14 protein-coding genes and 1 tRNA gene are annotated in these 20,528 nt (G+C 71.1%); 8 read left to right on the forward strand and 7 right to left on the reverse strand.

From position 1 onward, the window contains the following. The first annotated feature begins 176 nt into the window (after positions 1 to 176). The 6 genes from rpmI to HG543_RS35750 all read left to right on the forward strand — a co-directional run bounded on the left by rpmI (position 177) and on the right by HG543_RS35750 (position 5,163). Positions 177 to 383, forward strand: coding sequence for a 50S ribosomal protein L35 (gene rpmI, locus HG543_RS35725; RefSeq protein ID WP_169349392.1), 207 nt, complete (start codon positions 177 to 179; stop codon positions 381 to 383). A 95-nt stretch (positions 384 to 478) separates the two neighbouring features. Further along, positions 479 to 826, forward strand: coding sequence for a 50S ribosomal protein L20 (gene rplT, locus HG543_RS35730; protein ID WP_169349393.1), 348 nt, complete (start codon positions 479 to 481; stop codon positions 824 to 826). Between the two features lie 161 nt (positions 827 to 987). Further along, a complete protein-coding gene (gene pheS, locus HG543_RS35735; RefSeq protein ID WP_169349394.1) occupies positions 988 to 2,037 on the forward strand; it encodes a phenylalanine--tRNA ligase subunit alpha in 1,050 nt (349 codons plus the stop codon). A gap of 55 nt (positions 2,038 to 2,092) precedes the next feature. Further along, on the forward strand, positions 2,093 to 4,507 hold the full coding sequence (gene pheT, locus HG543_RS35740; protein WP_169349395.1) for a phenylalanine--tRNA ligase subunit beta: 2,415 nt from the start codon (positions 2,093 to 2,095) through the stop codon (positions 4,505 to 4,507). 93 nt (positions 4,508 to 4,600) lie between these two features. After that, complete coding sequence (locus HG543_RS35745) at positions 4,601 to 4,990, forward strand: integration host factor subunit alpha (protein WP_169349396.1); 390 nt, start codon at positions 4,601 to 4,603, stop codon at positions 4,988 to 4,990. Between the two features lie 96 nt (positions 4,991 to 5,086). Further along, positions 5,087 to 5,163 (forward strand) — tRNA-Pro (locus tag HG543_RS35750). 272 nt (positions 5,164 to 5,435) lie between these two features. Here HG543_RS35750 and HG543_RS35755 read toward each other — a convergent pair. Beyond that, complete coding sequence (locus HG543_RS35755; protein ID WP_246357535.1) at positions 5,436 to 6,785, reverse strand: cytochrome-c peroxidase; 1,350 nt, start codon at positions 6,783 to 6,785, stop codon at positions 5,436 to 5,438. Between the two features lie 279 nt (positions 6,786 to 7,064). On the opposite strand from HG543_RS35755, the gene HG543_RS35760 reads away from it, so the two are divergent. Beyond that, a complete protein-coding gene (locus HG543_RS35760; protein ID WP_169349397.1) occupies positions 7,065 to 9,032 on the forward strand; it encodes a bifunctional acetyl-CoA hydrolase/transferase family protein/GNAT family N-acetyltransferase in 1,968 nt (655 codons plus the stop codon). Here the strand turns inward: HG543_RS35760 and HG543_RS35765 are convergent. From HG543_RS35765 to HG543_RS35780, 4 genes are all read right to left on the reverse strand, one after another. Continuing rightward, positions 8,932 to 10,059, reverse strand: coding sequence for an SRPBCC family protein (locus tag HG543_RS35765; RefSeq protein ID WP_169349398.1), 1,128 nt, complete (start codon positions 10,057 to 10,059; stop codon positions 8,932 to 8,934). The genes HG543_RS35760 and HG543_RS35765 overlap by 101 nt on opposite strands. Positions 10,060 to 10,209: 150 nt before the next feature. After that, positions 10,210 to 10,692 (reverse strand): adenosine-specific kinase, encoded by a 483-nt coding sequence (locus HG543_RS35770; protein ID WP_169349399.1) that lies wholly within the window; start codon positions 10,690 to 10,692, stop codon positions 10,210 to 10,212. Then, entirely contained in the window at positions 10,692 to 13,373 is a 2,682-nt protein-coding gene (gene fdhF, locus HG543_RS35775) for a formate dehydrogenase subunit alpha (protein WP_169349400.1), read from the reverse strand. Before fdhF ends, HG543_RS35770 begins: the two co-directional genes overlap by 1 nt. After that, complete coding sequence (locus tag HG543_RS35780) at positions 13,361 to 14,824, reverse strand: complex I 51 kDa subunit family protein (protein WP_169349401.1); 1,464 nt, start codon at positions 14,822 to 14,824, stop codon at positions 13,361 to 13,363. The genes fdhF and HG543_RS35780 overlap by 13 nt, the downstream gene beginning before the upstream one ends. A 470-nt stretch (positions 14,825 to 15,294) precedes the next feature. On the opposite strand from HG543_RS35780, the gene HG543_RS35790 reads away from it, so the two are divergent. Next, positions 15,295 to 15,717 carry a CBS domain-containing protein gene (locus HG543_RS35790; protein ID WP_169349402.1) on the forward strand — a complete coding sequence of 141 codons (423 nt, stop codon included), beginning with the start codon at positions 15,295 to 15,297 and terminating at the stop codon, positions 15,715 to 15,717. Between the two features lie 10 nt (positions 15,718 to 15,727). Here the strand turns inward: HG543_RS35790 and mgtA are convergent, their stop codons facing one another. Next, the gene (gene mgtA / locus HG543_RS35795) at positions 15,728 to 19,207 is read right to left on the reverse strand and encodes a magnesium-translocating P-type ATPase (RefSeq protein ID WP_211194383.1); all 3,480 of its coding nucleotides are present in this window, start codon (positions 19,205 to 19,207) and stop codon (positions 15,728 to 15,730) included. 157 nt (positions 19,208 to 19,364) lie between these two features. Beyond that, the gene (locus tag HG543_RS35800; RefSeq protein ID WP_169349403.1) at positions 19,365 to 20,498 is read right to left on the reverse strand and encodes a CapA family protein; all 1,134 of its coding nucleotides are present in this window, start codon (positions 20,496 to 20,498) and stop codon (positions 19,365 to 19,367) included. Between the last annotated feature and the right edge of the window lie 30 nt (positions 20,499 to 20,528).

Below are 20,528 nucleotides of genomic sequence, written 5' to 3' on the forward strand. Positions count from 1 at the left end.
CAGCGGGGCGCCCCGAGGGGAGCACGCTCTCCCAGGCGGTGGTCGCCCCGGCGGCACCAGCTTCCTCACCCGCCGAGACGAAATAGTGGTACAGGCTGTCGGCTCGTACCGCGGCCTCGATTGACAACGCCCGAGGCTGTGGAGCTGACGGCACTGAGTGAGGAAGGATCAGGACGATGCCGAAGTTGAAGACCCGCAGTGGGGCGAAGAAGCGGTTCCAGGTGAAGAAGAGCGGCCAGGTCAAGCACGGCAAGGCCTACGGCAAGCACCTCTTCACGCACGGCAAGACGCCGAAGCAGAAGCGCGGCAACCGTGGCACGGGCCATCTGCGCGACATGGACGCGAAGAAGGTCATCAAGGAGCTGTTCCCCTACGGGGCGTGAGAGTCTGAAGGACGCAGTTCGCGTGGCCTCGTCGGAGCGGCGGTACGCCGACCCCGGGGGGCTCTAAACTACGCAGTCAGAGAAGTGAGTGTGTCATGCGCGTCAAGAAGGGTTTCAAGGCTCGTCGCCGTCGTAATCGCATCCTGAAGCTGGCCAAGGGTTACCGTGGCCGTCGCAAGAACTGCTACAAGCGCGCCAACCAGGCGGTCGAGCGGGCGTTGGACTACGCCACCCGTGACCGTGCGCAGCGCAAGCGGGACTTCCGCCGGCTGTGGATCGTCCGCATCAACGCGGCGGCTCGCACCGTGGGCCTGTCCTACTCGAAGCTGATTGCCGGCCTGGCCAAGTCGGGCATCGGCCTGAACCGCAAGGTTCTGTCCGACATCGCCATCGCGGACCCCTCGGGTTTTGCGGCCGTCGCCAACAGCGTGAAGGCGGCCTGAGATTAAGTCGGCCCGGCAGGGCTGGCGACAACACGGAAGGGGCGGTTGGCCTGGAGCGGGCCGCCCTCTCCGGATGAGTGAACGGGCTGCCTCTCCGGGGCGGCCCTTTTTTTTGCCCCGAGCCCAAGGGCTCACGGGGCGTGGAACGGAGGCGGAAGTCCATGCGAGATCGGTTGCTGGCGCTGGCGGAGGCCGCGCGGCGGGAGATCAGCGTCGCGTCGGAGCTGCCCGTGGTGGAGGCGCTTCGGGTCCGCTACCTGGGCAAGAAGGGCGAGCTGTCCGGAGTGCTGGGCGGCATGGGCAAGCTGCCCCCGGAGGAGCGGCGGGCGCTGGGCGAGGTGGCCAACACCGTCAAGGCGGAGCTGGAGAAGCTGCTCGCCGAGGCGGTGAAGCGCGCGGAGGACGCGGCGCTGGAGGCCCAGCTCAAGGGGCCGGGTCTGGACGTGACGCTGCCGGGGCGGACGGTGCCGCCGGGCAGCCGGCACCCGGTGTCCCGGACGATGGAGGACATCGTCCGCACGTTCTCGCGGCTCGGCTTCGACGTGGCCAGCGGCCCGGAAATCGAGCTGGACTACTTCAACTTCGAGGCGCTGAACCTGCCGAAGGACCACCCCGCGCGGGACATGCAGGACACGTTCTACGTGGACGAGGCCTCGCTGGGGCACGCGAAGAAGGCGGACAGCCCGGTGCTGCTGCGCACGCACACGTCGCCGGTGCAGGTGCGGTACATGCTCAACCGCAAGCCGCCCATCCGCGCGGTGATGCCGGGGCGCGTGTACCGGCGCGACTCGGACATCACCCACACGCCCATGTTCCACCAGGTCGAGGGCCTGCTGGTGGACAAGGACGTGACGTTCGCCGAGCTGAAGGGCTCGCTGGACGCGTTCGTGAAGGCGTTCTTCGGCTCGTCCACGCGCACGCGCTTCCGGCCGTCCTTCTTCCCCTTCACCGAGCCCTCCGCGGAGGTGGACATCTCGTGCACCTCGTGCGGCGGGAAGGGGTGCCGGGTGTGCAAGCAGACGGGGTGGCTGGAGGTGCTGGGCAGCGGCATGGTGCACCCCAACGTCTTCACCTCGGCGGGGTATGACCCGAACGAGGTGACGGGCTACGCGTTCGGCATGGGCGTGGAGCGCATCGCCATGCTGCGCTACCGCATCGACGACCTGCGGATGATGTTCGAGAACGACGCGCGCTTCCTCGAGCAGTTCTGAGTCCCTGTGGGGGCGTGGCCTCCATGTTCCAGCCGTTGGGCAAGAGGGTGGACCTGTGAAGATTTCGGTGAAGTGGCTGGGCGACTACGTGGCGCTGCCGCCGTCGGTGGACGAGCTGGCGCGCAAGCTGACCGCCGCGGGCCTGGAGATTGAGGGCCTGGAGCGTCCGTCCGAGGGGCTCCGGGGTGTGGTGGTGGCGCAGATCAAGGAGTCCGTGCAGCACCCCAACGCGGACAAGCTGTCCGTCACGCAGGTGGACATCGGCGGGACGGCGCTGCTGCAGGTGGTGTGCGGCGCGAAGAACTACAAGGTCGGCGACAAGGTGCCGCTGGCCACGGTGGGCACGAAGCTGCCCAACGGCGTGGACATCAAGCAGGCGGCGCTGCGCGGCGTGGACAGCTTCGGCATGCTCTGCTCGTCCAAGGAGCTGGGGCTGAGCGAGGAGTCCAGCGGACTGCTCATCCTCTCCCCGGACGCGAAGCCGGGCACGCCCATCGCCGAGGCGCTGGGGCTGGATGACGTGGTGCTGGAGGTGAACGTCACCCCGAACCGGCCGGACGCGCTGAGCCACCTGGGCGTGGCGCGCGAGGTGGGCGTGGTGACGGGCGCCGCGCTGAAGGTGCCCCAGCCGAAGCCGGCCGAGTCCGGCACGCCGGCGGCGGAGCGGGTGAAGGTGCGCGTGGACGCGCCGGACCGCTGCCCGCGGTACGTGGCGCGCGTGGTGGAGAACGTCACCATCAAGCCGTCGCCGCAGTGGATGCAGGACCGGCTGAAGGCGTGCGGCGTGCGCGCCATCAACAACGTGGTGGACGTCACCAACTACGTGAACCTGGAGTACGGCCAGCCGCTGCACGCGTTCGACCTGGACAAGCTGGGCGGGCAGGAGATCGTCGTCCGCCTCGCGCAGAAGGGCGAGAAGCTCACGACGCTGGACGGCAAGGAGCGCACGCTGGACCCGGATGACCTGGTCATCGCGGACGGGAAGCGGGCGCAGGCGCTGGCGGGTGTCATGGGCGGCGGGGACAGCGAGGTGACGCCGGGGACGACGCGGCTGGTGCTGGAGTCGGCGAACTTCGTGGGCTCCGGAGTGCGGCGGACGGCGAAGCGGCACGTGCTGCACACCGAGGCGTCGCACCGCTTCGAGCGCGGGGCGGACCTGGACGCGGTGGTGCCGGCGATTGACCGCGCGGCGCAGTTCATCGCGGAGCTGTCCGGTGGCACCGTGGCGCCGGGCCGGGTGGACGTGTACCCGGCGCCGAAGCCGCAGCGGAAGGTGACGCTGCGCTTCGCGCGGGTGGAGAAGGTGCTGGGCGTGACGGTGGCGGAGCCGGAGGTGCGGCGCATCCTGGCGGCGCTGGGCTTCAAGGCGGTGGAGGAGGGGACGGGGCAGGTGACGTACGAGGTGCCCCGGGCGCGCGTGGACGTGGAGCGCGAGGAGGACCTGCTGGAGGAGGTCGCCCGCGTGTACGGCTACGACAACATCCCGGCGCGGCTGCCGCGCGGGCTGCCCGAGCTGGCGCCGGAGCCGGCGCACGCCGAGGCGGAGCGGCGCATGCGTCACGCGCTGGCGGGGGCGGGGCTGGACGAGGTGGTGAACTACTCGTTCGTCGCGCCGAAGAACCTGGAGGTGCTGGGCGGGAAGGAGCAGCCGGTGGCGCTGCTGAACCCGCTGAGCGCGGAGCAGTCGGTGATGCGCACCAGCCTGCTGCCGGGCCTCTTGGAGAACCTGTCGCGCAGCGTGCGGCACCAGGTGGAGTCGGTGTCCATCTACGAGACGGGTCGGGCCTATTTCCGTGACCCGGAGGGTGGGCAGGGCCAGCGGCCGGCGGCGCGCGAGGTGCCGCGTGTGGGTGGCCTCGTGTGGGGCCTGCGGGGGGGTGGCCGGAGCTGGACGCAGAAGGACGCGAAGGCGGACTTCTACGACGCGAAGGGCGCGCTGGAGTCGGTGCTGGGCGCGCTGCGCGTGGACGGGGCGACCTTCACTCCGGGCGAGCACCCGGCGTACCACCCGCGTGCGTGCGCGCAGGTGAAGACGGCGGATGGGGTGCTGCTGGGCCACGTGGGTGAGCTGCACCCGCGCGTGGTGAAGGCACTGGGACTGCCGGAGGGGGTGTTCGCCTTCGAGCTGGATACGGAGCCGCTGTACGCGGCCGCCCGGCTGGTGCCCGAGTACCACCCGCTGCCGCGCTTCCCGGCGGTGCTGCGCGACCTGGCCGTGGTGGTGCCGGTGGAGCTGCCGAACGACGAGGTGCGGCGGGTCATCCTGGAGGTGGGCAAGCCGCTGGTGGAGGACGCCAGCGTGTTCGACGTGTACACGGGCAAGCCCATCCCCGAGGGGCAGAAGAACCTGGCGTACGCGCTGCGCTACCGCGCACCCGAGCGGACGCTGACCGACGTGGAGGTCAACGAGGCGCACCAGCGCATCGTCGACGAGGTGAAGCAGCGGCTGGGGGCCGCGCTGCGCGCCTGAATTCCTGAATGAAGTCAGAGGGTTGACACGTCTCCGGGAAGACTGCAACAGTGCCTTCGCGTTCATCGCACCGAGGGCATCCCGAGGAATCGCATGACGAAGGCGGACATCATCGAGGGCGTCTACGAGAAGGTCGGCTTCTCGAAGAAGGAGTCGGCCGAGATCGTGGAGCTCGTGTTCGACACCTTGAAGGAGACGCTGGAGCGCGGAGACAAGATCAAGATCTCCGGGTTCGGCAACTTCCAGGTGCGCCAGAAGAAGGCGCGGGTGGGTCGGAATCCGCAGACGGGCAAGGAGATCGAGATCTCGGCCCGTCGGGTGCTGACCTTCCGGCCGAGCCAGGTGCTGAAGAGCGCCCTGAACGGCGAGGCGCCGCCGGAGAACCACGCGGAAATCGACGCGCGCGACGAGGCAGCGGCGGACGCGGCGGAGGCCCGGGGCGAGGACTTCGACGAGGAGGGAATGGAGGACGCGGAGGGGTGAGTTTTTCCACGGTGGCCCGCTGCTCTTGCTTGACCTGAGCGTCGTGTGGGGGCATAAGGGCGCACCGTTTCACGACGGCAACGGCAGCAGCAGTGCCGGGGCGTAGCGCAGCCTGGTAGCGCACTTGCTTGGGGTGCAAGTGGTCGCAGGTTCAAATCCTGTCGCCCCGACCATCGAAGGCCCTGGAGTTTCCGGAGAAATCCGGTGACTCCAGGGCCTTCACCTTTACGGCAACCACTCCTTCGTCGAGGCGATGCTGCGCTTCAGGCAGCAGGCCCGGCTCGCGACAGGGTGGAGGCGCGGCGCGACTTCGAGGCGAGCGTCCGTCCGCTGGGGACGGGCAACACCGGCGTGCGCACCGTCGAGTTCGACGTGACTCTTCGGCTCTATCCCCTCGACGGCGTCATCGGCTCCCCAGCAGGAACAGGGCGCGCGTGCCCGGGCCTCAGCGTGGGGCGTAGCCGTCCGAGAGCGTTCTCAGGAAGGCGACGATGGCCTGCTCCTCCTGCGGCGAGAGGCCCAGGTTGCCCAATTCGGTGGTGTTGACGTTCAGCCCCACCTCCGGGACGGGCCAGCAGTCCACGCCCGGGATGCCCGGGATTTCGATGAGGCACACCGGCAGCACGTCCCGCGTGTTGTAGAAGTGGACGATGGCCTCGAGGTCCTTGAAGTAGCCGTTGTGGGCGTAGGCCTTCACGAACCCGGGGAAGGGCCGCTTGTCCACGTTGCGCAGCGTGGGGACCTTGACCTTGCCCAGGTTGGCGCGCGCGTAGGCCGCCCACTCCGGGCGCGTCTGCAGGAAGGCCCCCAGGCCCAGGTCCACGTAGAAGGGCCCGAGCGGGTTGAACTGGAACTGCCAGTACCAGGGGTTGAGCAGGTTCCTCGGCACGCCGAGGTTGTCGTAGGTGAAGTCGGTGAAGAGCGGCGGCGGGTGGCAGTTGGCGCACTGGCCCTTGCCCTTGAAGAGTTCCAGGCCCCACTCCTCCTGCCGGGTGAGGGTGGCGCGGCCCTCCCGCCACGCGTCGTACTTGGAGGAGAAGGCGTTGACCTCGGGCGAGTCCTCGTAGGCGGCGATGGCCAGGGCGATGGAGTCATACGCGCGCGCCACGTTCTGGCAGATGCCGGCGCCGTAGACGGTCCGGAAGAGGTCGCCATAGGGGCCCGTGCAGACCTTGGCCACCACCACGGCCTCGCTGGGGTTGTTCTGCTCCACGGGGTTGAGGAAGGGCCCCTGCGCCTGGTCCGCGGCGGGGTTGCCCAGCTCCTCTCCGGTGGCGCGGCCGTCCCAGAAGTTGCCGCCCACGAAGAGCCCCTCCGCCGGGTCCGCCAGGTGGAGGATGGGCGCCGGAGTGGCATAGGCGGACGAGGGAGGCTTGCGGTTGCCGAAGCGCCCCTTCACGGCCCCCTCGTAGACGGAGCCGGTGAGGTTGATGAACAGCAGTGGCCCCGTCCAGCCCACCTCGGGGCCATGGCAGATGGCGCAGGGCTGGCCGCGGGGCTCCGACAGCCGCCGGTCGAAGAAGAGGAGCTTGCCGAGCCGCTCCTTGGGCGTCAGCGCGCGGCCGGCCCGGGCCTCGGTGGCCTTCGGTCCGGAGTCCGCCAGGGCCTCGGCCAGCGTGGCCTCGAAGACGGCCTCGGCGCGGGCGACCGCCTCCGGGTCGTGAGTCGAGGGAGCCTGGGCGTCCGCCGCCAGCGGCTTCTCTGGGAGCGGAGCCCGCGACTCCGACGCGACGTCGCCTGCGAGCACTCCCCCCACCATGAGCGATAGGAACAGCCCACCTCGCATCAATGACATATCCCCCCCTGTGGCTTGATTGAGGCGGCCATGCTGTTCCTCTGGCCGTGGGCCAGCCACTGGCCCGGGGACGTGGTGATGTGTCCTCCTCCGCGGAGTGTCTTCGGGTATCGGAAGGCTGGAAGGCCTGTTCCGCCAGCACCCAGGCGGGCGCGTGGGCTGGGGCGCGGCGCGACGGCTGCGTGGCCGCTCGCGCCATGGCGCAAGCCCCGCGGCCGGGGACGCCAGCGCACCGGGCGCGCCAGTGGAGCGCGCAGTGCTTACCGAAAGGGTATGCACATGCAACGGGACTGGCGTCAGCAGTACGTGGACAAGGTCGTCACCGCCGAGGAGGCGATTCGCGGCATCCCTCCGGGGAGGCGCATCCTCATCGGCTCGGGCGCGGCGGAGCCGGTGACGCTGGTCCAGGCCCTGGTTGAGAAGGGCGAGCACCTGGCCGACAACGAGGTGGTGCATCTGCTGACGCTCGGCCCGGCGCCCTATGTGGAGCCCACGCACGCCCGGCGCTTCCGCCACATCGCCTTCTTCATCGGCCCCAACGTACGCCAGGCCGTGCAGGAGGGCAGGGCGGACTTCATGCCGGTCTTCCTCTCGGAGATTCCAGAACTCATCCGCAGCCGCCGCGTCCGCATCGACGTGGCGCTGCTCCAGGTGAGCCCGCCGGATTCCCATGGCTACGTCAGTCTCGGCGTGTCCGTGGACGTGGTGCGCAGCGCGGTGGACGCGGCAACCCTGCTGATTGCCGAGGTGAACCCGAACATGCCGCGCACGCACGGCGACTCATTCCTCGACGTGCGCCGTATCCACCACCTCGTGCCCGTGGACGTCCCCCTGCTGGAGGCCCACGCCGAGCCGGCGGATGAAGTCTCACGCCAGATTGGCGCGCACATCGCCCGGCTCATTCCGGACGGGGCAACGCTGCAGACGGGCATCGGAAAGATTCCGGATGCGGTGCTGGCGCAGCTTGGCGGCCACCACGCGCTGGGCATCCACACGGAGATGCTGTCCGACGGCGTCATGCGCCTGGTGGAGGCGGGTGCCATCACCGGACGCAGGAAGACGTTGCTGCCCGGCAAGCTGGTGACGTCCTTCATCATGGGCAGCCGCGAGCTCTATGCCTGGGCACACGAGAACCCGGCCATCGAGATGCGCCCGAGCGACTTCACCAACGACCCGATGACGGTGGCGAGCAACGAGAACATGATTGCCATCAACGGCGCGCTGGCGGTGGACCTCACCGGGCAGGTGGCGGCGGACACACTGGGCGGGTGCTTCTTCTCGGGTATCGGTGGGCAGGTGGACTTCATGCGTGGGGCGCGCCGGAGCCGGGGAGGAAAACCCATCATCGCGCTGCCCTCGACGGCGAAGGCAGGCACGGTGAGCCGCATCCAGGCCGCGCTGGAGCCGGGCACGGGCGTCGTCACCAGCCGGGGCGACGTGCACTACGTGGTGACGGAGTATGGCGTCGCGGACCTCTGGGGCAGGAACATCCGCGAGCGCGCCCTGGCGCTCATCGCCATCGCCCATCCGGACTTCCGGGGCGAGCTGATGGCCGCGGCCAAGGGGCGCAAGTGGGTGCTTCCGGACCAGGTGGTGCCCCGCGTGCGCTACCCCTGGGCGGAGGAGCGGCTGGAGCGCACGCTGTCCGGGGACTCCCTGCTCATCCGCCCGGCGCGCATCACCGATGAGCGCGCGTTGCAGGACCTGATGTACGGCCTGTCGAGCGAGAGCTGCTACCGGCGCTTCCTGGGATTCAAGAAGGAGCACCCGCACGAGGAGATGCAGCGGCTCGTGGACCTGGACTACGAGCACGACATGGCGCTGGTGGCCTGCCCGCGGGGAACGGACGAGGTGGTGGGCGTGGTGCGCTACATCGTGGACCCGGCCACCCGGCTGGCGGACGTGGACTTCGTGGTGCGCGACGACTGGCAGGGGCGGGGCGTGGGAACGGTGCTGATGCGCCGCATCCGCGAGGCCGCCACGGCGCGAGGCATTCCTGGCTTCCAGGCGGACGTGCTCGCGACGAACAAGCCCATGATGGACGTCTTCCACGAGAGTGGCCTGCCCATCCGCTCGCGCCGCGAGGGTGCCGTCTACCACCTGGAGATGCGCTTCCCTGCGGGTCCCCCGGTGGAGCCGAGTTCCGTCAGGCCGTTAGGACGGGCGGCCCCGCGACACGCCGACCCAGGTGGCGAAGCTGTGCCCGCTCCATCAGCTCATGTGCCGCGACCAGGAGGGGCTTCATGAGTGCCATGCGAGGGCCGGGGCGGTAGTCGGCGCGCACCCGGACCAGCAGCCGGGTCGCATCCCTTCCCACCGGCTGGAGCACGAAGGCCCAGGTCGACTGATACGGCAGCCAGCCCGGGTCCGGCGGTCGACCGGGTAGCAACGACGGAGAGCCCAGGACGAGCAGGCGCTCCGGCTCCAGGCGGAGCACGCCGAACCCGTCGGCGCCCGTGGGGCGCGCGGGGATGATGTCCCCGACAGACAGGTGCTGGAACCGCGGGAGGATGCGGTCCGCGCTGGGGATGCCCGCATTGTCCAGGCGGTCCAGGCTGTACCAGCCCCCGCGCTGGCAGCCCATCTGGACGAGCCAGGGCCAGACACGGCTGGGAGGCGCATCGAGGGTGCGCGCGTGCGTCCGCTGCAGCCGCGCCATCGGGATGAGCTCATCGCCAGGCAGGGCCACCTGCCTCTCCGACCTCGCGGGGCCCAGCTCCCGCCGCAGCCTGTGGAGCTCGCCCTTGCGGATGGCCCGGGAGAACCGGCCAATCAGCCACCAGTACCGCCGGAAGCGTGCCCATGAGGCCGCATCGGTCGCCGTCACCCGTAGCTCGACGCCAATCCAGGAGCCGCCTCCTTCGCGCGGGTCCACCCGTAGGTTCCAGGTGAGCTTGCCGAAGCCCGGCTGCTCGAACGCGGTGAAGCGCTCGGGCGTCACTTCCACGAAGTCGATGCGCGGTTGCCAGAAGCGGCCGATGGAGCCGACCACCAGCTCGCGCCCGGGCTCCTCGCCCAGCAGGACGAAGCCATTTCCCGGCGCGACGATGTCCTCGATGCGCATGGTGTGGCTCCGCGGCGGCGGCCCGCCGCGAAGCCGTCCGCGGATGCGCTGGGGAAGCAGCCGGAGGGCGAAGAGCCAGCGGATGAACGGGATGTGGCTCAGGTCGATGGCGCGCACCGCGGCCCAGGCCCGCTCGGGAGTCGCGGCAACGGCGACCCGGTCCACTTCGCGCAGCGAGCAACCCGGCATGAATTCGTGGATGAGCGACATGCACTCATCAGGTGTGCCGCGCGCCAGGGGGCCGCAAGCAGTGAGAGGGCGAGCGGCCAGCATTACCGGATGCCCGGCTGTTCCCTTCCACGGAACAGTTTGGCCCCAACCAGGTCTCCCACGCCGCGCAGGGCGCTGGACGAGGCGCCCTCAGAGCTTGTAGCCGAAGCGGCGCAGCAGCTCCTTGCGCTCGCGGACGTCCGCCTCCTGCTCCACGCCGAGCGGGGGCTGGCCGTCCACCACGCCGAGAATCGCGCGACCCTGCTCCGTCCGGGCAATCACGACCTCCACCGGATTCGACGTGGCGCAGAAGATGCGGCACACCTCCGGCACCTGCTTGATGGCGTTGAGGACGTTGACGGGGAAGCCCTCTCGCAGGAATACGATGAACGAGTGGCCCGCGCCCAGGGCCCGCGCGTTCTTCACCGCGAGCGCCATCAACGCCTCGTCGTTCCCCGAGCGCCGCACGAGCCGCGCGCCGGAGGCTTCGCAGAAGGCCAGACCGAACTTGAGGACCGGCGAGCTGCCCGCCAGCACCTCGTGGAGGTCCTCCACCGTCTTGATGAAGTGCGACTGGCCGAGGATGAAGTTGAGGTCCTCGGGCTTCTCGATGCGCACCGTCTCCAGCTCCATCACGTACCTCCCTGGCGCGACTCCGCGCGCTCCACCTGGACGGCCGTCACCTTGTACTCGGGCGTGCGGGTGTACCCGTCCTGCTGTGGACCGATGACGGCGTTGATGAAGACCTCGGGCGTGTGGAAGGTGGTGAAGAGCTCACCGGGGCGCACGCCCTCCGCGCGGCGCACCCGCAGCACCGCCTCGCCGTGGCGGCTGCGCACCCGCACGCGCACTCCGTCCTCCAGGCCCAGGCGCTCCGCGTCCGCGGGCGCCATGTCCAGCCAGTCCTCCGGCTGGAGCGCCGCGTGGGGCGTGCGCATCGTCATCGTCCCCGCGTTGAACTGGTACAGCCGCCGGCCCGTCACCAGCACGAAGGGACGCTCCTCCGTGCGCGCCTCGGGCGAGGGCGTGTAGTCGATGCGGCGCAGCGCCGCCCGGGGTCCACCGGCGAAGCCGTGCGTGTGCAGCACCCGCGTGCCCGGATGCGTCTCGTCGGGGCAGGGCCACTGCAGGCCTCCCGCCTCCAGGCGCGCGTACGACAGGCCCGCTCCCGCCGGCCACACCCGCCGCACCTCGTCCCAGACCTCCTCCGGAGACTGGAAGGAGAAGCCCTCGGGGTGCCCCAGTGCGCGCGCCGCGCGGCAGAGAATCTCCCAGTCCGGCAGCGACTCGCCGACGGGAGCCAGCGCCCGGCGCACCCGCTGCACGCGCCGCTCGCCGTTCATGAAGGTGCCATCCTTCTCGAAGGACGTGCTCGCGGGCAGGAAGACATGGCCGCACGCGCGCGCCGTCTCGGTGAGAAAGAGGTCCTGCACCACCACCAGATCCAGCCGTTCCAGTGCCTCGCGGGTGGTGCGCGCGGTGGGGTTGGTGAGCAGCACGTCATAGCCGAAGGCCCACAGCGCCTTGAGGCGGCCCTCGTGCGCCGCGTCCATCATCGCCATCAAATCCATTCCGGCAGAGGAGGGGAGCGGCTCGCCCCATGCGGCTTCGAAGCGCGCCCGGTTCGCCTCCAGCGGGGCGTAGCCGGTGAGGTGCCCCGGCTCGCAGCCCATGTGCGCGGAGCCCTGCACGTTGTTCTGCCCGCGCATCGGGTTGACGCCCGTGCCCGGCTTGCCGAGGTTGCCCGTCAAGAGCGCCAGGTTGACGAGCGTCATGACGCTCTCGGTGCCCTGCACATGCTCCGTCATGCCCAGCCCGTGCACCATCATGGACGGACCGTGCGTGGCATACAGGCGCGCGGCCCGGCGGATGGCCTCCGCGTCCACGCCGCAGAGCCTCGCGGCGCGCTCGGGCGTCCAGTCGCGGATGAAGGCCCGGAAGTCCTCCACCGCGTCCACGCGCTCGCGCAGGTAGGCCTCGTCCGTGAGGCCCTCGGTCACCACCACGTGGGCGAGCGCGTTGAGCAGCGGCACGTCCGTGCCGGCGCGGGGTTGCAGGTGCACGTCCGCGTAGCGCGCCAGCTCGGTGCGGCGCGAGTCGATGACGATGAGCTTCGCCCCGCGCAGCGCGGCCTGCTTGATGCGGGCGCCCACGACGGGGTGGCACTCGGTGGTGTTGCTACCGGCCACCAGCAGCGTGCGCGCGTGCTCCACGTCCTCGAAGGAGTTGGTGGCCGCGCCCGTGCCGAGCATGGCCTTGAGGGCGGCGGCGCTGGGGGCGTGGCACACGCGCGCGCAGCAGTCCACGTTGTTCGTCCCCAGCACCACGCGGGCCAGCTTCTGCGCGAGGTAGTTCTCCTCGTTGGTGGCCCGCGCCGAGCCTAGCATGGCCAGCGCGTCCGGCCCGTGGGCCTCCCGCAGGCGCCGCAGCCGTGTGGCCACGAAGTCCAACGCCTCGTCCCAGGAGGCGCGCCGCCAGCCGCCGTCCTCGCGCAGCATGGGCACGGTGACGCGGTCCGGTGCCTCGCCGAAGCCGAAGGCATAGCGGCCCTTGGAGCACAGGTGGCCCCGGTTGGAGGGGCCCTCGCGCGAGGGGCGCACGGTGACGATGCGGCCGCCGCGCGTGCCCACGTCCATCTCGCAGCCCACCCCGCAGTACGGGCAGGTGGTGCGCGTCCAGGCCTCGGGCCAGCCCCTGTCCCTCAACGTCCGGTCCTCCAGCGCGCCGGAGGGGCAGCTGTCCACGCAGGCCCCGCACGACACGCAGGAACTCTTCGCCAGCGACGGCCCGTCCGGGAGGATGCGGGTGTCGGCGCCGCGGTTCCACACGCGCCAGACGAACTGTCCCTGCACCTCGTCGCAGATGCGCACGCAGCGGTAGCAGTGGATGCACTGGGACATGTCCACGTGGATGTAGGGATGCGAGTCGTCACGCAGCTCCGGCGGGTGCGCGCCGCGCAGCTCGTCCTCCAGGCCGTACTCGCGCAGCGCGCGGTGGAAGGGCTTGTCCGGCTGGCGCGCCACCGCCTCGGCCGGGTACTCCGAGGCCAGGAGCCGCAGCAGCACCTTGCGCTGCGCCTCCACCATGGGCGAGCGCGTGTGCACCACCATGCCGTCCGTCACCGGCTGGGTGCAAGCCGCCACGGGCCGGCCGCAGCCGTCCACCTCCACGATGCAGGCGCGGCAGGCCCCCACCGGCGTCATCCGCGAGTCATGGCACAGGGCGGGGACGGAGATGCCCAGCGTCTCCAGGGCGTGCAGGAGGGTGCCCGGCTCGCACTCACGCGGCTGCCCATCCACGGTTATGTGAAGCATGCCCGGACCTCCTCTCCGTAGTAGCGCAGCACGCTGGCGGCGAACTCCCCCAGGCCGACGCCATGTCCGCACAGGCTGGTGAGGCGCAGCGCCTCGACGACGTCCTCCCAGCCGTCCGCGTGGGGCGCCGGGCCCGTCTCCAGCACGCGCGCGAAGAGCCGCTCCACGTGCCGGGCCCCGAGGCGGCACGGGGTGCACTTGCCGCACGACTCGTAGGCCCCGAAGGAGAAGACGTGGTGCACCAGCGCGGCGATGGACGTGTGCGCGTCGAAGGCCACCACGCCGCCATGGCCCACCGAGGCGCCCACGGCCTTGAGCTCGTCGAAGCCCAGCGGCGTGTCCAGCAGTCGCGGGGGGAGGACGCCCGCCAGGGGTCCGCCGATGAGGACGCCCTTGAGCGGCCCGGTGCGCAGCCCGCCTCCCAGCTCCTCCACCACCGTGCGCACCGGCACTCCCAGCTCCACCTCGTAGAGCCCGGGGCCGTGGAAGAGGGAGTTGAGTGACAGCACCTTCGTGCCCCTGCTGCCGGGGATTCCCAGCGCCGCGTACGCCTCGCCGCCATGGCGTGAAATCCACGGGAGGTTGCAGAGCGTCTCCACGTTCTGCACCAGCGTGGGCCGGCCGTGGAGGCCCGCCTGGGCGGGGTAGGGCGGCCGGGCGCGCACGAAGGGGCGGCGGCCCTCCAGGGCGTTGAGCAGCGCCGTTTCCTCGCCGCACAGGTAGCTGCCGCGCCCCACCTCCAGCGAGATTTCACAGGAGAAGCCGCTGCCCAGGATGTCATGGCCCAGCAGGCCTGCGCGGTGGGCCTCGTGCAGGGCCACGTGCAGGACGCATGCGGCCAGGGGGTACTCCTTGCGCACGTAGAGGTAGCCCCGGTGCGCTCCCACCGCGTACGCCGCGAGCAGCAGTCCTTCCAACACCGCGTGGGGGTCCTCCTCCAGGAGGAAGCGGTCGATATAGGCCCCGGCGTCGCCCTCGTCCGCGTTGGCCACCACGTACTTCTCCGCGCCGGGAGCGGCGGCCACCGCGCGCAGCTTGCGGCCGGTGGGGAAGCCCGCGCCCCCGCGGCCCCGCAGCCCGGACCTCTCCACCTGGGCGATGAGCGACTCGGGCGTCGAGGACAGCGCCTGCTCCAGGGCTCCATAGCCGCCCTGGCGGGTGTAGTCGGCGAGGGTGCGTGCCCCACCGCTGGCGATGCGCTCGAGGACGATGGCGCGCGGGGACCGCACCTGTGCCGTGGGGCGGGCACGCTCACGGGTGGTGGCGGGCGCCGCGTAGCAGGTGCCGAGGCAATAGACGCGGGCCTCGGCCTGGACGGCCTGTTGCCAGCACTCCGGCTGGAGGTGGCGCGCCACGAAGCAGGCGGTGCCCTGGCAGGCCCGGTCGCCGAGGGGGCCGTGCCCCAGATGGTAGAAGGACTCCAGCTCTGACGTGCCCCCTCCTGGCGTCATGCGTGCCTCCCCCAGCGGCGCGAGTTGGTGGCCGCGAGCCTCCTGCGAGGATGAGGATAGGGATGGGACTCACGCTCCAGAGGGACCGGGCAACCCACGCCTCGGCGCGCCCGTGCTCCTCTTCCCTGGCCACGGGACCCACACTCTCCACCACACCCGGGCCTGAGGCGTCTTCACTGGCGACGCGTTCTTCGCCGGGGAGATGGGGCGCATGGGCCTCCAGAACCCGGAGCGGACGCACGAGAACGCCGCCCGCCTCTACCGCGCCCTCCACCAGAAGGAGCTGCCGCTGGGGGACCAGATACTCCTAGCCGGCCCGTGACGGGGGAGGTGGCGCTCGGCGTGCCCCTCCGCTCCGGTTGCACCGAGCCGCGGGCATGCGCTGCGTCCAGGAAGGAGGACGCGCGCGGGGACGTCCCGCCACCGGGCCGTGCGACTGGACGCACGCCCGCAGCGTCCGGGGAGGCGTCATGTCGCTCGCGAGGTTCTGCCGCAAGCCGGTGGCCATCATCCAGCCCATGCAGAGCGTGGCCGAGGCAGCCGAGGCCATGCGCGACCGGCATGTCGGCGCGCTCGTGGTGGTGGGGGAGGACCTGCGTCCGGTGGGCCTGCTGACCGACCGGGACATCGTCACCCGGGTGGTGGCCGGGCGGAAGGACCCGACCGCCGTCGCCATCTCGGAGGTCATGTCTCCGGAGCTCATCGTGGCGCGCGTGGAGGACTCCATCGACAAGACGCTCTTCACCGTCCGGCAGCACGGCGTGCGCCGCCTGCCCATCGTCGACGAGCAGGGGCGCGTGGTGGGGCTCGTCTCCCTCGACGACCTGTGGGTGCTGCTGTCCGCGGAGCTGGACCAGACCGCCGCCGCCGTGCGCGACAACCAGGGGCCTTGAGGCCACGGGCTCAATCCCGTCTCCGGAAGAAGGGCCCCTTGGCCTTCTCCGCGGCCGCGACGTAGAGGACGGTGATGACGGCCACGGCCACGAGCAGGGTGGCGGGAGGCCGCACGAAGCCGAGCGCGCTGGCGAAGGGGAGGAAGGGCACGAGGAAGGTGAGCACGGTGACGGCCGCCGTGGACGTGAGCAGCAGCGTGCCAGGACGGCTGTGGTGGAAGGGCCGGCGCGTGCGCACCACCAGCGCGATGACCAGCTCCGTCAGCAGCGACTCGATGAACCAGCCCGTGCGGAACAGCTCGGGGCCGGCGTGGAACAGGCTCAGCAGCACCCCGAAGGTGAGCAGGTCGAAGAAGGAGCTGAGCAGGCCGAAGGCGACCATGAACCTCGCGATGAGGCGCATGTCCCAGCGCCGGGGCCTGTCCATCAGCTCGGGGTCCACGCTGTCGCCCGCCAGCCCCACGGCGGGAATGTCGGAGAGGAAGTTGTTGAGGAGGATCTGCCCCGGCAACAGCGGGAGGAAGGGCAGGAACAGCGAGGCGACCGCCATGCTCATCATGTTGCCCAGGTTCGCGCTCGTCGTGGTGAGGATGTACTTGAGCGTGTTCGCGAACGTCCTGCGCCCCTCCTCGATGCCGCGCCGGACGACGTCCAGGTGGCGCTGGAGGAGGACGAAGTCCGCGGCCTCCCGGGCCACGTCCGCGGCCTGGTCGACGGAGATGCTGGCATCGGCCGCGTGCATGGCCGGGGCGTCGTTCACCCCGTCGCCCAGGAAGCCCACCACGTGCCCCTTCTTCTTCAGCGCGAGGATGATGCGCTCCTTCTGCGTCGGGTCCACCTCGACGAAGAGCTCCGCCAGCTCGGCTTGATGCCACAGCGCCTCGTCGGTCAGCTGGTGGAGCCGCGCCCCCGTCAGCACCCGCGTGGTGCCGAGCCCCACCTGCCGGGCCACGTGCTCCGCCACCCGGCGGCTGTCGCCGGTGATGAGCTTGATGCCCACGCCCAGCCGGGACAGCTCGAGGATGGCGTCCCGGGCTCCCTCCTTCGGCCGGTCGACGAAGACGAGGAACCCCCTGAAGGTCAGCTCGCGCTCATCCTCCCGCACGTAGCGCTCCCGGGCCTCGATGGCGCGGGTGGCCAGCGCCAGGAGGCGGACGCCCTGCTCGCCCCACGCGTCCGCGCGGCGCTGGAGCTCCGCCCTCCGCCGCGCGTCCAGGGGCGTCCCGTCCGCGGCGTGGGTGCAGGCCTGGAGGACGTGCGCGAAGGCCCCCTTGGTGATGAGCTGGACCCCGGCCTCCCGGCGGACGATGACCGACAGGCGCTTGCGCACGAAGTCGTAGGGAATCTCGCCGAGCTTCTCGGCGGAGTCCGGCGGGGGGCGGCTCGCGCGGAGGATGGCCTCGTCGAGCGGATTCGACAGGCCCGTCTGGAACGCGGCGTTGAGGGCCGCCAGCGCGAGGACGTCCTCCGAGGGCTGGCCCGCGGCGTCATGGGCGCCCTGGAGGCTGACGACGCCCTCCGTCAGGGTCCCCGTCTTGTCGGTGCACAGCACGTCCATGCCGCCGAGGTTCTCGATGGCGCTGAGTCTGCGCACCAGCACGCCCCGGGCGGCCATCGCCTGCGAGCCGGTGGAGAGATTCACGTTGAGGATGGCCGGCAGCAGCTCCGGGCTCAGCCCCACCGCGAGCGCGAGGGCGAACAGGAGCGTCTCCACCGGAGGCCTGTCCAGCAGGACATTCACCGCCACGACCACCAGCACCATCACCACCATGGTGGTGAGCAGCACGTGCCCGAACTGCCGCAGCCCCCGGTCGAACTCCGTCTCGGGCGCACGCAGGGCCAGGCGCCTGGCGATGCCGCCGAAGGCCGTGTCCCGGCCCGTCGCCACGACGAGACACCTGCCGGTGCCGTTGCGCGCGTGGGTGCCCCGGAAGACGCAGTTGCCGCGCTCGACCAGCGCCGCTCCGTGGGCGGCGTCGCCGGGCCGCTTCTCCACCGGGAAGCTCTCTCCCGTCAGCACCGCCTGGCTGACGAACAGGTCCGTCGCCTCCAGCACCCGTGCGTCCGCGGGCACCACGCTCCCCGCCGACAGGAGCACGACGTCGCCAGGGACGATGTCCGCGAGCGGCACGGTGGCGGTCCGCCCGTCCCGGAGGACCTCCACCCCGGTCGCGACGCGCTCGCGCAGCCGGGAGAGGGTGACCTGGGCCTTGTACTCGCGCGAGTAGCCGAGCAGCACGCTGCCGAGGACGATGGCCAGGACGATGACCGCATCGCTCCAGTCGCCGGTGAACGCGGAGATGACCGCCGCGACGACCAGGAGGAGGACCAGGGGACTCTTGAGCTGGAGCCAGATGACGCCGAGGTGGGACGGCGGCCGGGTCTCCTCCAGCGCGTTCGTGCCGTACAGCGCCAGCCGCCGAGCGGCCTCGTCCGTGGACAGCCCCTGGGGCGTCGTCCGCAGGGATTCGAGCAGGGCCTGGGGGGACAGGGCCCAGTAGCGCTCGACGGGTGGAGGCCGGGCCGCCACCCGTTGCTCCCGGAGCTCGCCCCGGGACAGCAGCAGCCCCGGCAGCAGGGGGACGTAGAAGCTGAACCCGCGGAACAGGAGCGTCCCCGAGAGCGCCGCCTCCAGGGGGACGCCCATCAGGTTCAGCAGTCCGATGGAGGCGGCCTCGAAGGTGCCAAGCCCACCGGGGATGACGCCCAGCGTCCGGGCGAGGGTGGACAGCATGAAGGCGCTGAAGACGCCCGTGGGCGGCGCGTCCACTCCGACCGAGCGCAGGAGGGCCCACAGCGTGCCCGCGTCGAGCAGGTGGATGATGAAGTTGAAGCCGGTGGCCTCGGCCAGCACGCGAGGGCTGTGGGCGAGCGAGGGCGGGGCCTCGGCGAGGGCCTCCAGGAGCGTCTTCGCGCCGGGGATGCGGGCGAAGAGCCGGGGCGGCTGGACGGGCCCGCCCCCTCGGGACAGGCGCAGGAGCAGGGCGATGAGCGAGCCGCTGAGAATGACGAGCACCGCCGTGGCAAGCCACACCAGCGTCCGCGCCTCGCCGACCCAGCTCGACATGCCGAGGGCGACCAGGAGCGCGAGGATGAGCGCGGTGTAGTTGGTCATCGTCTCCACGACGACGCAGGCCATCACCGGCCCGCGGGCCACGCCGCGCCGTTCGAGGCCATTGACGATGAGCGCCGCGCCGCTGATGCCGGCGGAGGGAAGGGCCTGGTCGATGAAGAGCTTGGCGACGCTCATCGAGTAGAGCGCGCCAAGGGGGACGCGGAAGGGCGTTCGTGCCAGCACGGACCGCCACACGGCCGACTGCGACAGGTACGTCGCCGCCTGGAGGAGGGCGGCGAGCAGCAGCCAGGCGGGAGCCGAGCGCTTCAGCAGCAGCGCGAACTCGCGCTCCTCCGTCCAGCGGGTGGCGACCAGGATGACGGCCGCCAGCAGCGCCAGCCCGAAGCCCCACTTGCGCCAGTCCCGCCGGGCCATCAGAACACTCCACTGCCAGGCGGGTCCAAGCGCCGCGCGGCGGGCGCGGTGTGGCGCTGGCTCCAATGGAACGATGAGGGGCCCCTGCCGTGACGCAAGGGAGGGGCCGACCTCGTCGAGGGGCCGCCCCTTGGGTGCCCCCATGCCGCGCTTGGGCTCACGCCCACTGGAGGACGAGGGCGCCGTCCGTGTCCAGCCACGTCCGGGTTCCCAGCCGGCGCCCCTCCCGGTCCAGGACGCCACACAGCCACTCGACGTCCCGCCGCGAGGCCCGATGGGGCCGGAGCTGGCGCAGCTGCATGGGGAGCATGCGCAGGCCGGAGAGCCGGCCGCTCGTCCCGTCCACCGACGCCAGATACATCAGCGTCAGGTCCGGCCGGTACTCCGCGTAGCCGTGGATGCCTTCGTAGTCGTTCAGGAAGTCCCCGCAGCCATGGAGGATGAGCCGGCCCTGGTGCACCTCGATGCCGCGGGGGTGGTGCGAGGAGTGGCCATGGACGACGTCGACGCCGGCCTCCTCGACGAGCGCATGGGCGAAGGCCCGCTGCGCCCCTGACACCGGGTAGCCCCAGTTGTCGCCCCAGTGGATGGAGGCGATGACGACGTCCCCCTCGCGCTTGACGGACGCCACCCGCTCGCCCAGGCGTCGCGCCGTGACGGGGGACAGGTCCGGCAGCCGGTCCACGCCGGGCGTGTCCACTCCCGCGGCCCACTCCGACGGAATCCCGCTGTTGCCCGCTCCGGACGAGAAGACGACGACCCGCCCCCGGACCCCCATGTCCAGGATGGCCGGCCGCCGGGCCTCCTCCAGGTCCTCGCCCAGCCCCGCGGTGGCGATTCCCAGTCGCCGGAGGGTGACCAGCGTGTCCGTCAGCCCCGGGTAGCCCCAGTCCAGCACATGGTTGTTCGCCAGCGCGCAGCAGTGGATGCGCGCCGCCGTGAGACAGGCGGCGTTCTCCGGGTGCATGCGGTAGTGGATGCCCTTGTCCGGCCACCACTGCTCGCTCGTGGTGATGCTCGTCTCCAGGTTGATGAGCCGCACGTCCGGCGCGGCCTGCTCCATCGCGGCGAGCGCGTCTCCCCAGATTTCGCCGAAGCCGACGGGCGTGCGGATGGGGCCGTTGCGCGCCTCCGCCAGGCGGACGTAGTCCCGCGCATCCCGCACGTAGTCCTCATGGAGACCGGGAGGCGCGGGGTGGGGCAGCACCTGGTCGATGCCCCTGCCCGTCATCACGTCGCCGCACAGGAGGAGGGAAACAGCCCGCTTCCCGTCCTGGTCGTTCCGAGGCATCGCGGGCCCCCGTCACGGGGGCGTCGGGTG

The sequence above is a fragment of the Pyxidicoccus fallax genome, assembly GCF_012933655.1.
In the GTDB taxonomy this organism is placed as follows: domain Bacteria; phylum Myxococcota; class Myxococcia; order Myxococcales; family Myxococcaceae; genus Myxococcus; species Myxococcus fallax.

Excerpts from the sequence above, each read along its gene's own strand:
- HG543_RS35755 (WP_246357535.1), bottom strand. The coding sequence starts at position 6,785 with ATGTCATTGATGCGAGGTGGGCTGTTCCTATCGCTCATGGTGGGGGGA.
- HG543_RS35800 (WP_169349403.1), bottom strand. The coding sequence starts at position 20,498 with ATGCCTCGGAACGACCAGGACGGGAAGCGGGCTGTTTCCCTCCTCCTG.
- HG543_RS35765 (WP_169349398.1), bottom strand. The coding sequence starts at position 10,059 with ATGTCGCTCATCCACGAATTCATGCCGGGTTGCTCGCTGCGCGAAGTG.
- HG543_RS35790 (WP_169349402.1), top strand. The coding sequence starts at position 15,295 with ATGTCGCTCGCGAGGTTCTGCCGCAAGCCGGTGGCCATCATCCAGCCC.
- HG543_RS35780 (WP_169349401.1), bottom strand. The coding sequence starts at position 14,824 with ATGACGCCAGGAGGGGGCACGTCAGAGCTGGAGTCCTTCTACCATCTG.
- rplT (WP_169349393.1), top strand. The coding sequence starts at position 479 with ATGCGCGTCAAGAAGGGTTTCAAGGCTCGTCGCCGTCGTAATCGCATC.
- rpmI (WP_169349392.1), top strand. The coding sequence starts at position 177 with ATGCCGAAGTTGAAGACCCGCAGTGGGGCGAAGAAGCGGTTCCAGGTG.
- pheS (WP_169349394.1), top strand. The coding sequence starts at position 988 with ATGCGAGATCGGTTGCTGGCGCTGGCGGAGGCCGCGCGGCGGGAGATC.
- HG543_RS35760 (WP_169349397.1), top strand. The coding sequence starts at position 7,065 with ATGCAACGGGACTGGCGTCAGCAGTACGTGGACAAGGTCGTCACCGCC.
- HG543_RS35770 (WP_169349399.1), bottom strand. The coding sequence starts at position 10,692 with ATGGAGCTGGAGACGGTGCGCATCGAGAAGCCCGAGGACCTCAACTTC.
- fdhF (WP_169349400.1), bottom strand. The coding sequence starts at position 13,373 with ATGCTTCACATAACCGTGGATGGGCAGCCGCGTGAGTGCGAGCCGGGC.
- mgtA (WP_211194383.1), bottom strand. The coding sequence starts at position 19,207 with ATGGCCCGGCGGGACTGGCGCAAGTGGGGCTTCGGGCTGGCGCTGCTG.
- HG543_RS35745 (WP_169349396.1), top strand. The coding sequence starts at position 4,601 with ATGACGAAGGCGGACATCATCGAGGGCGTCTACGAGAAGGTCGGCTTC.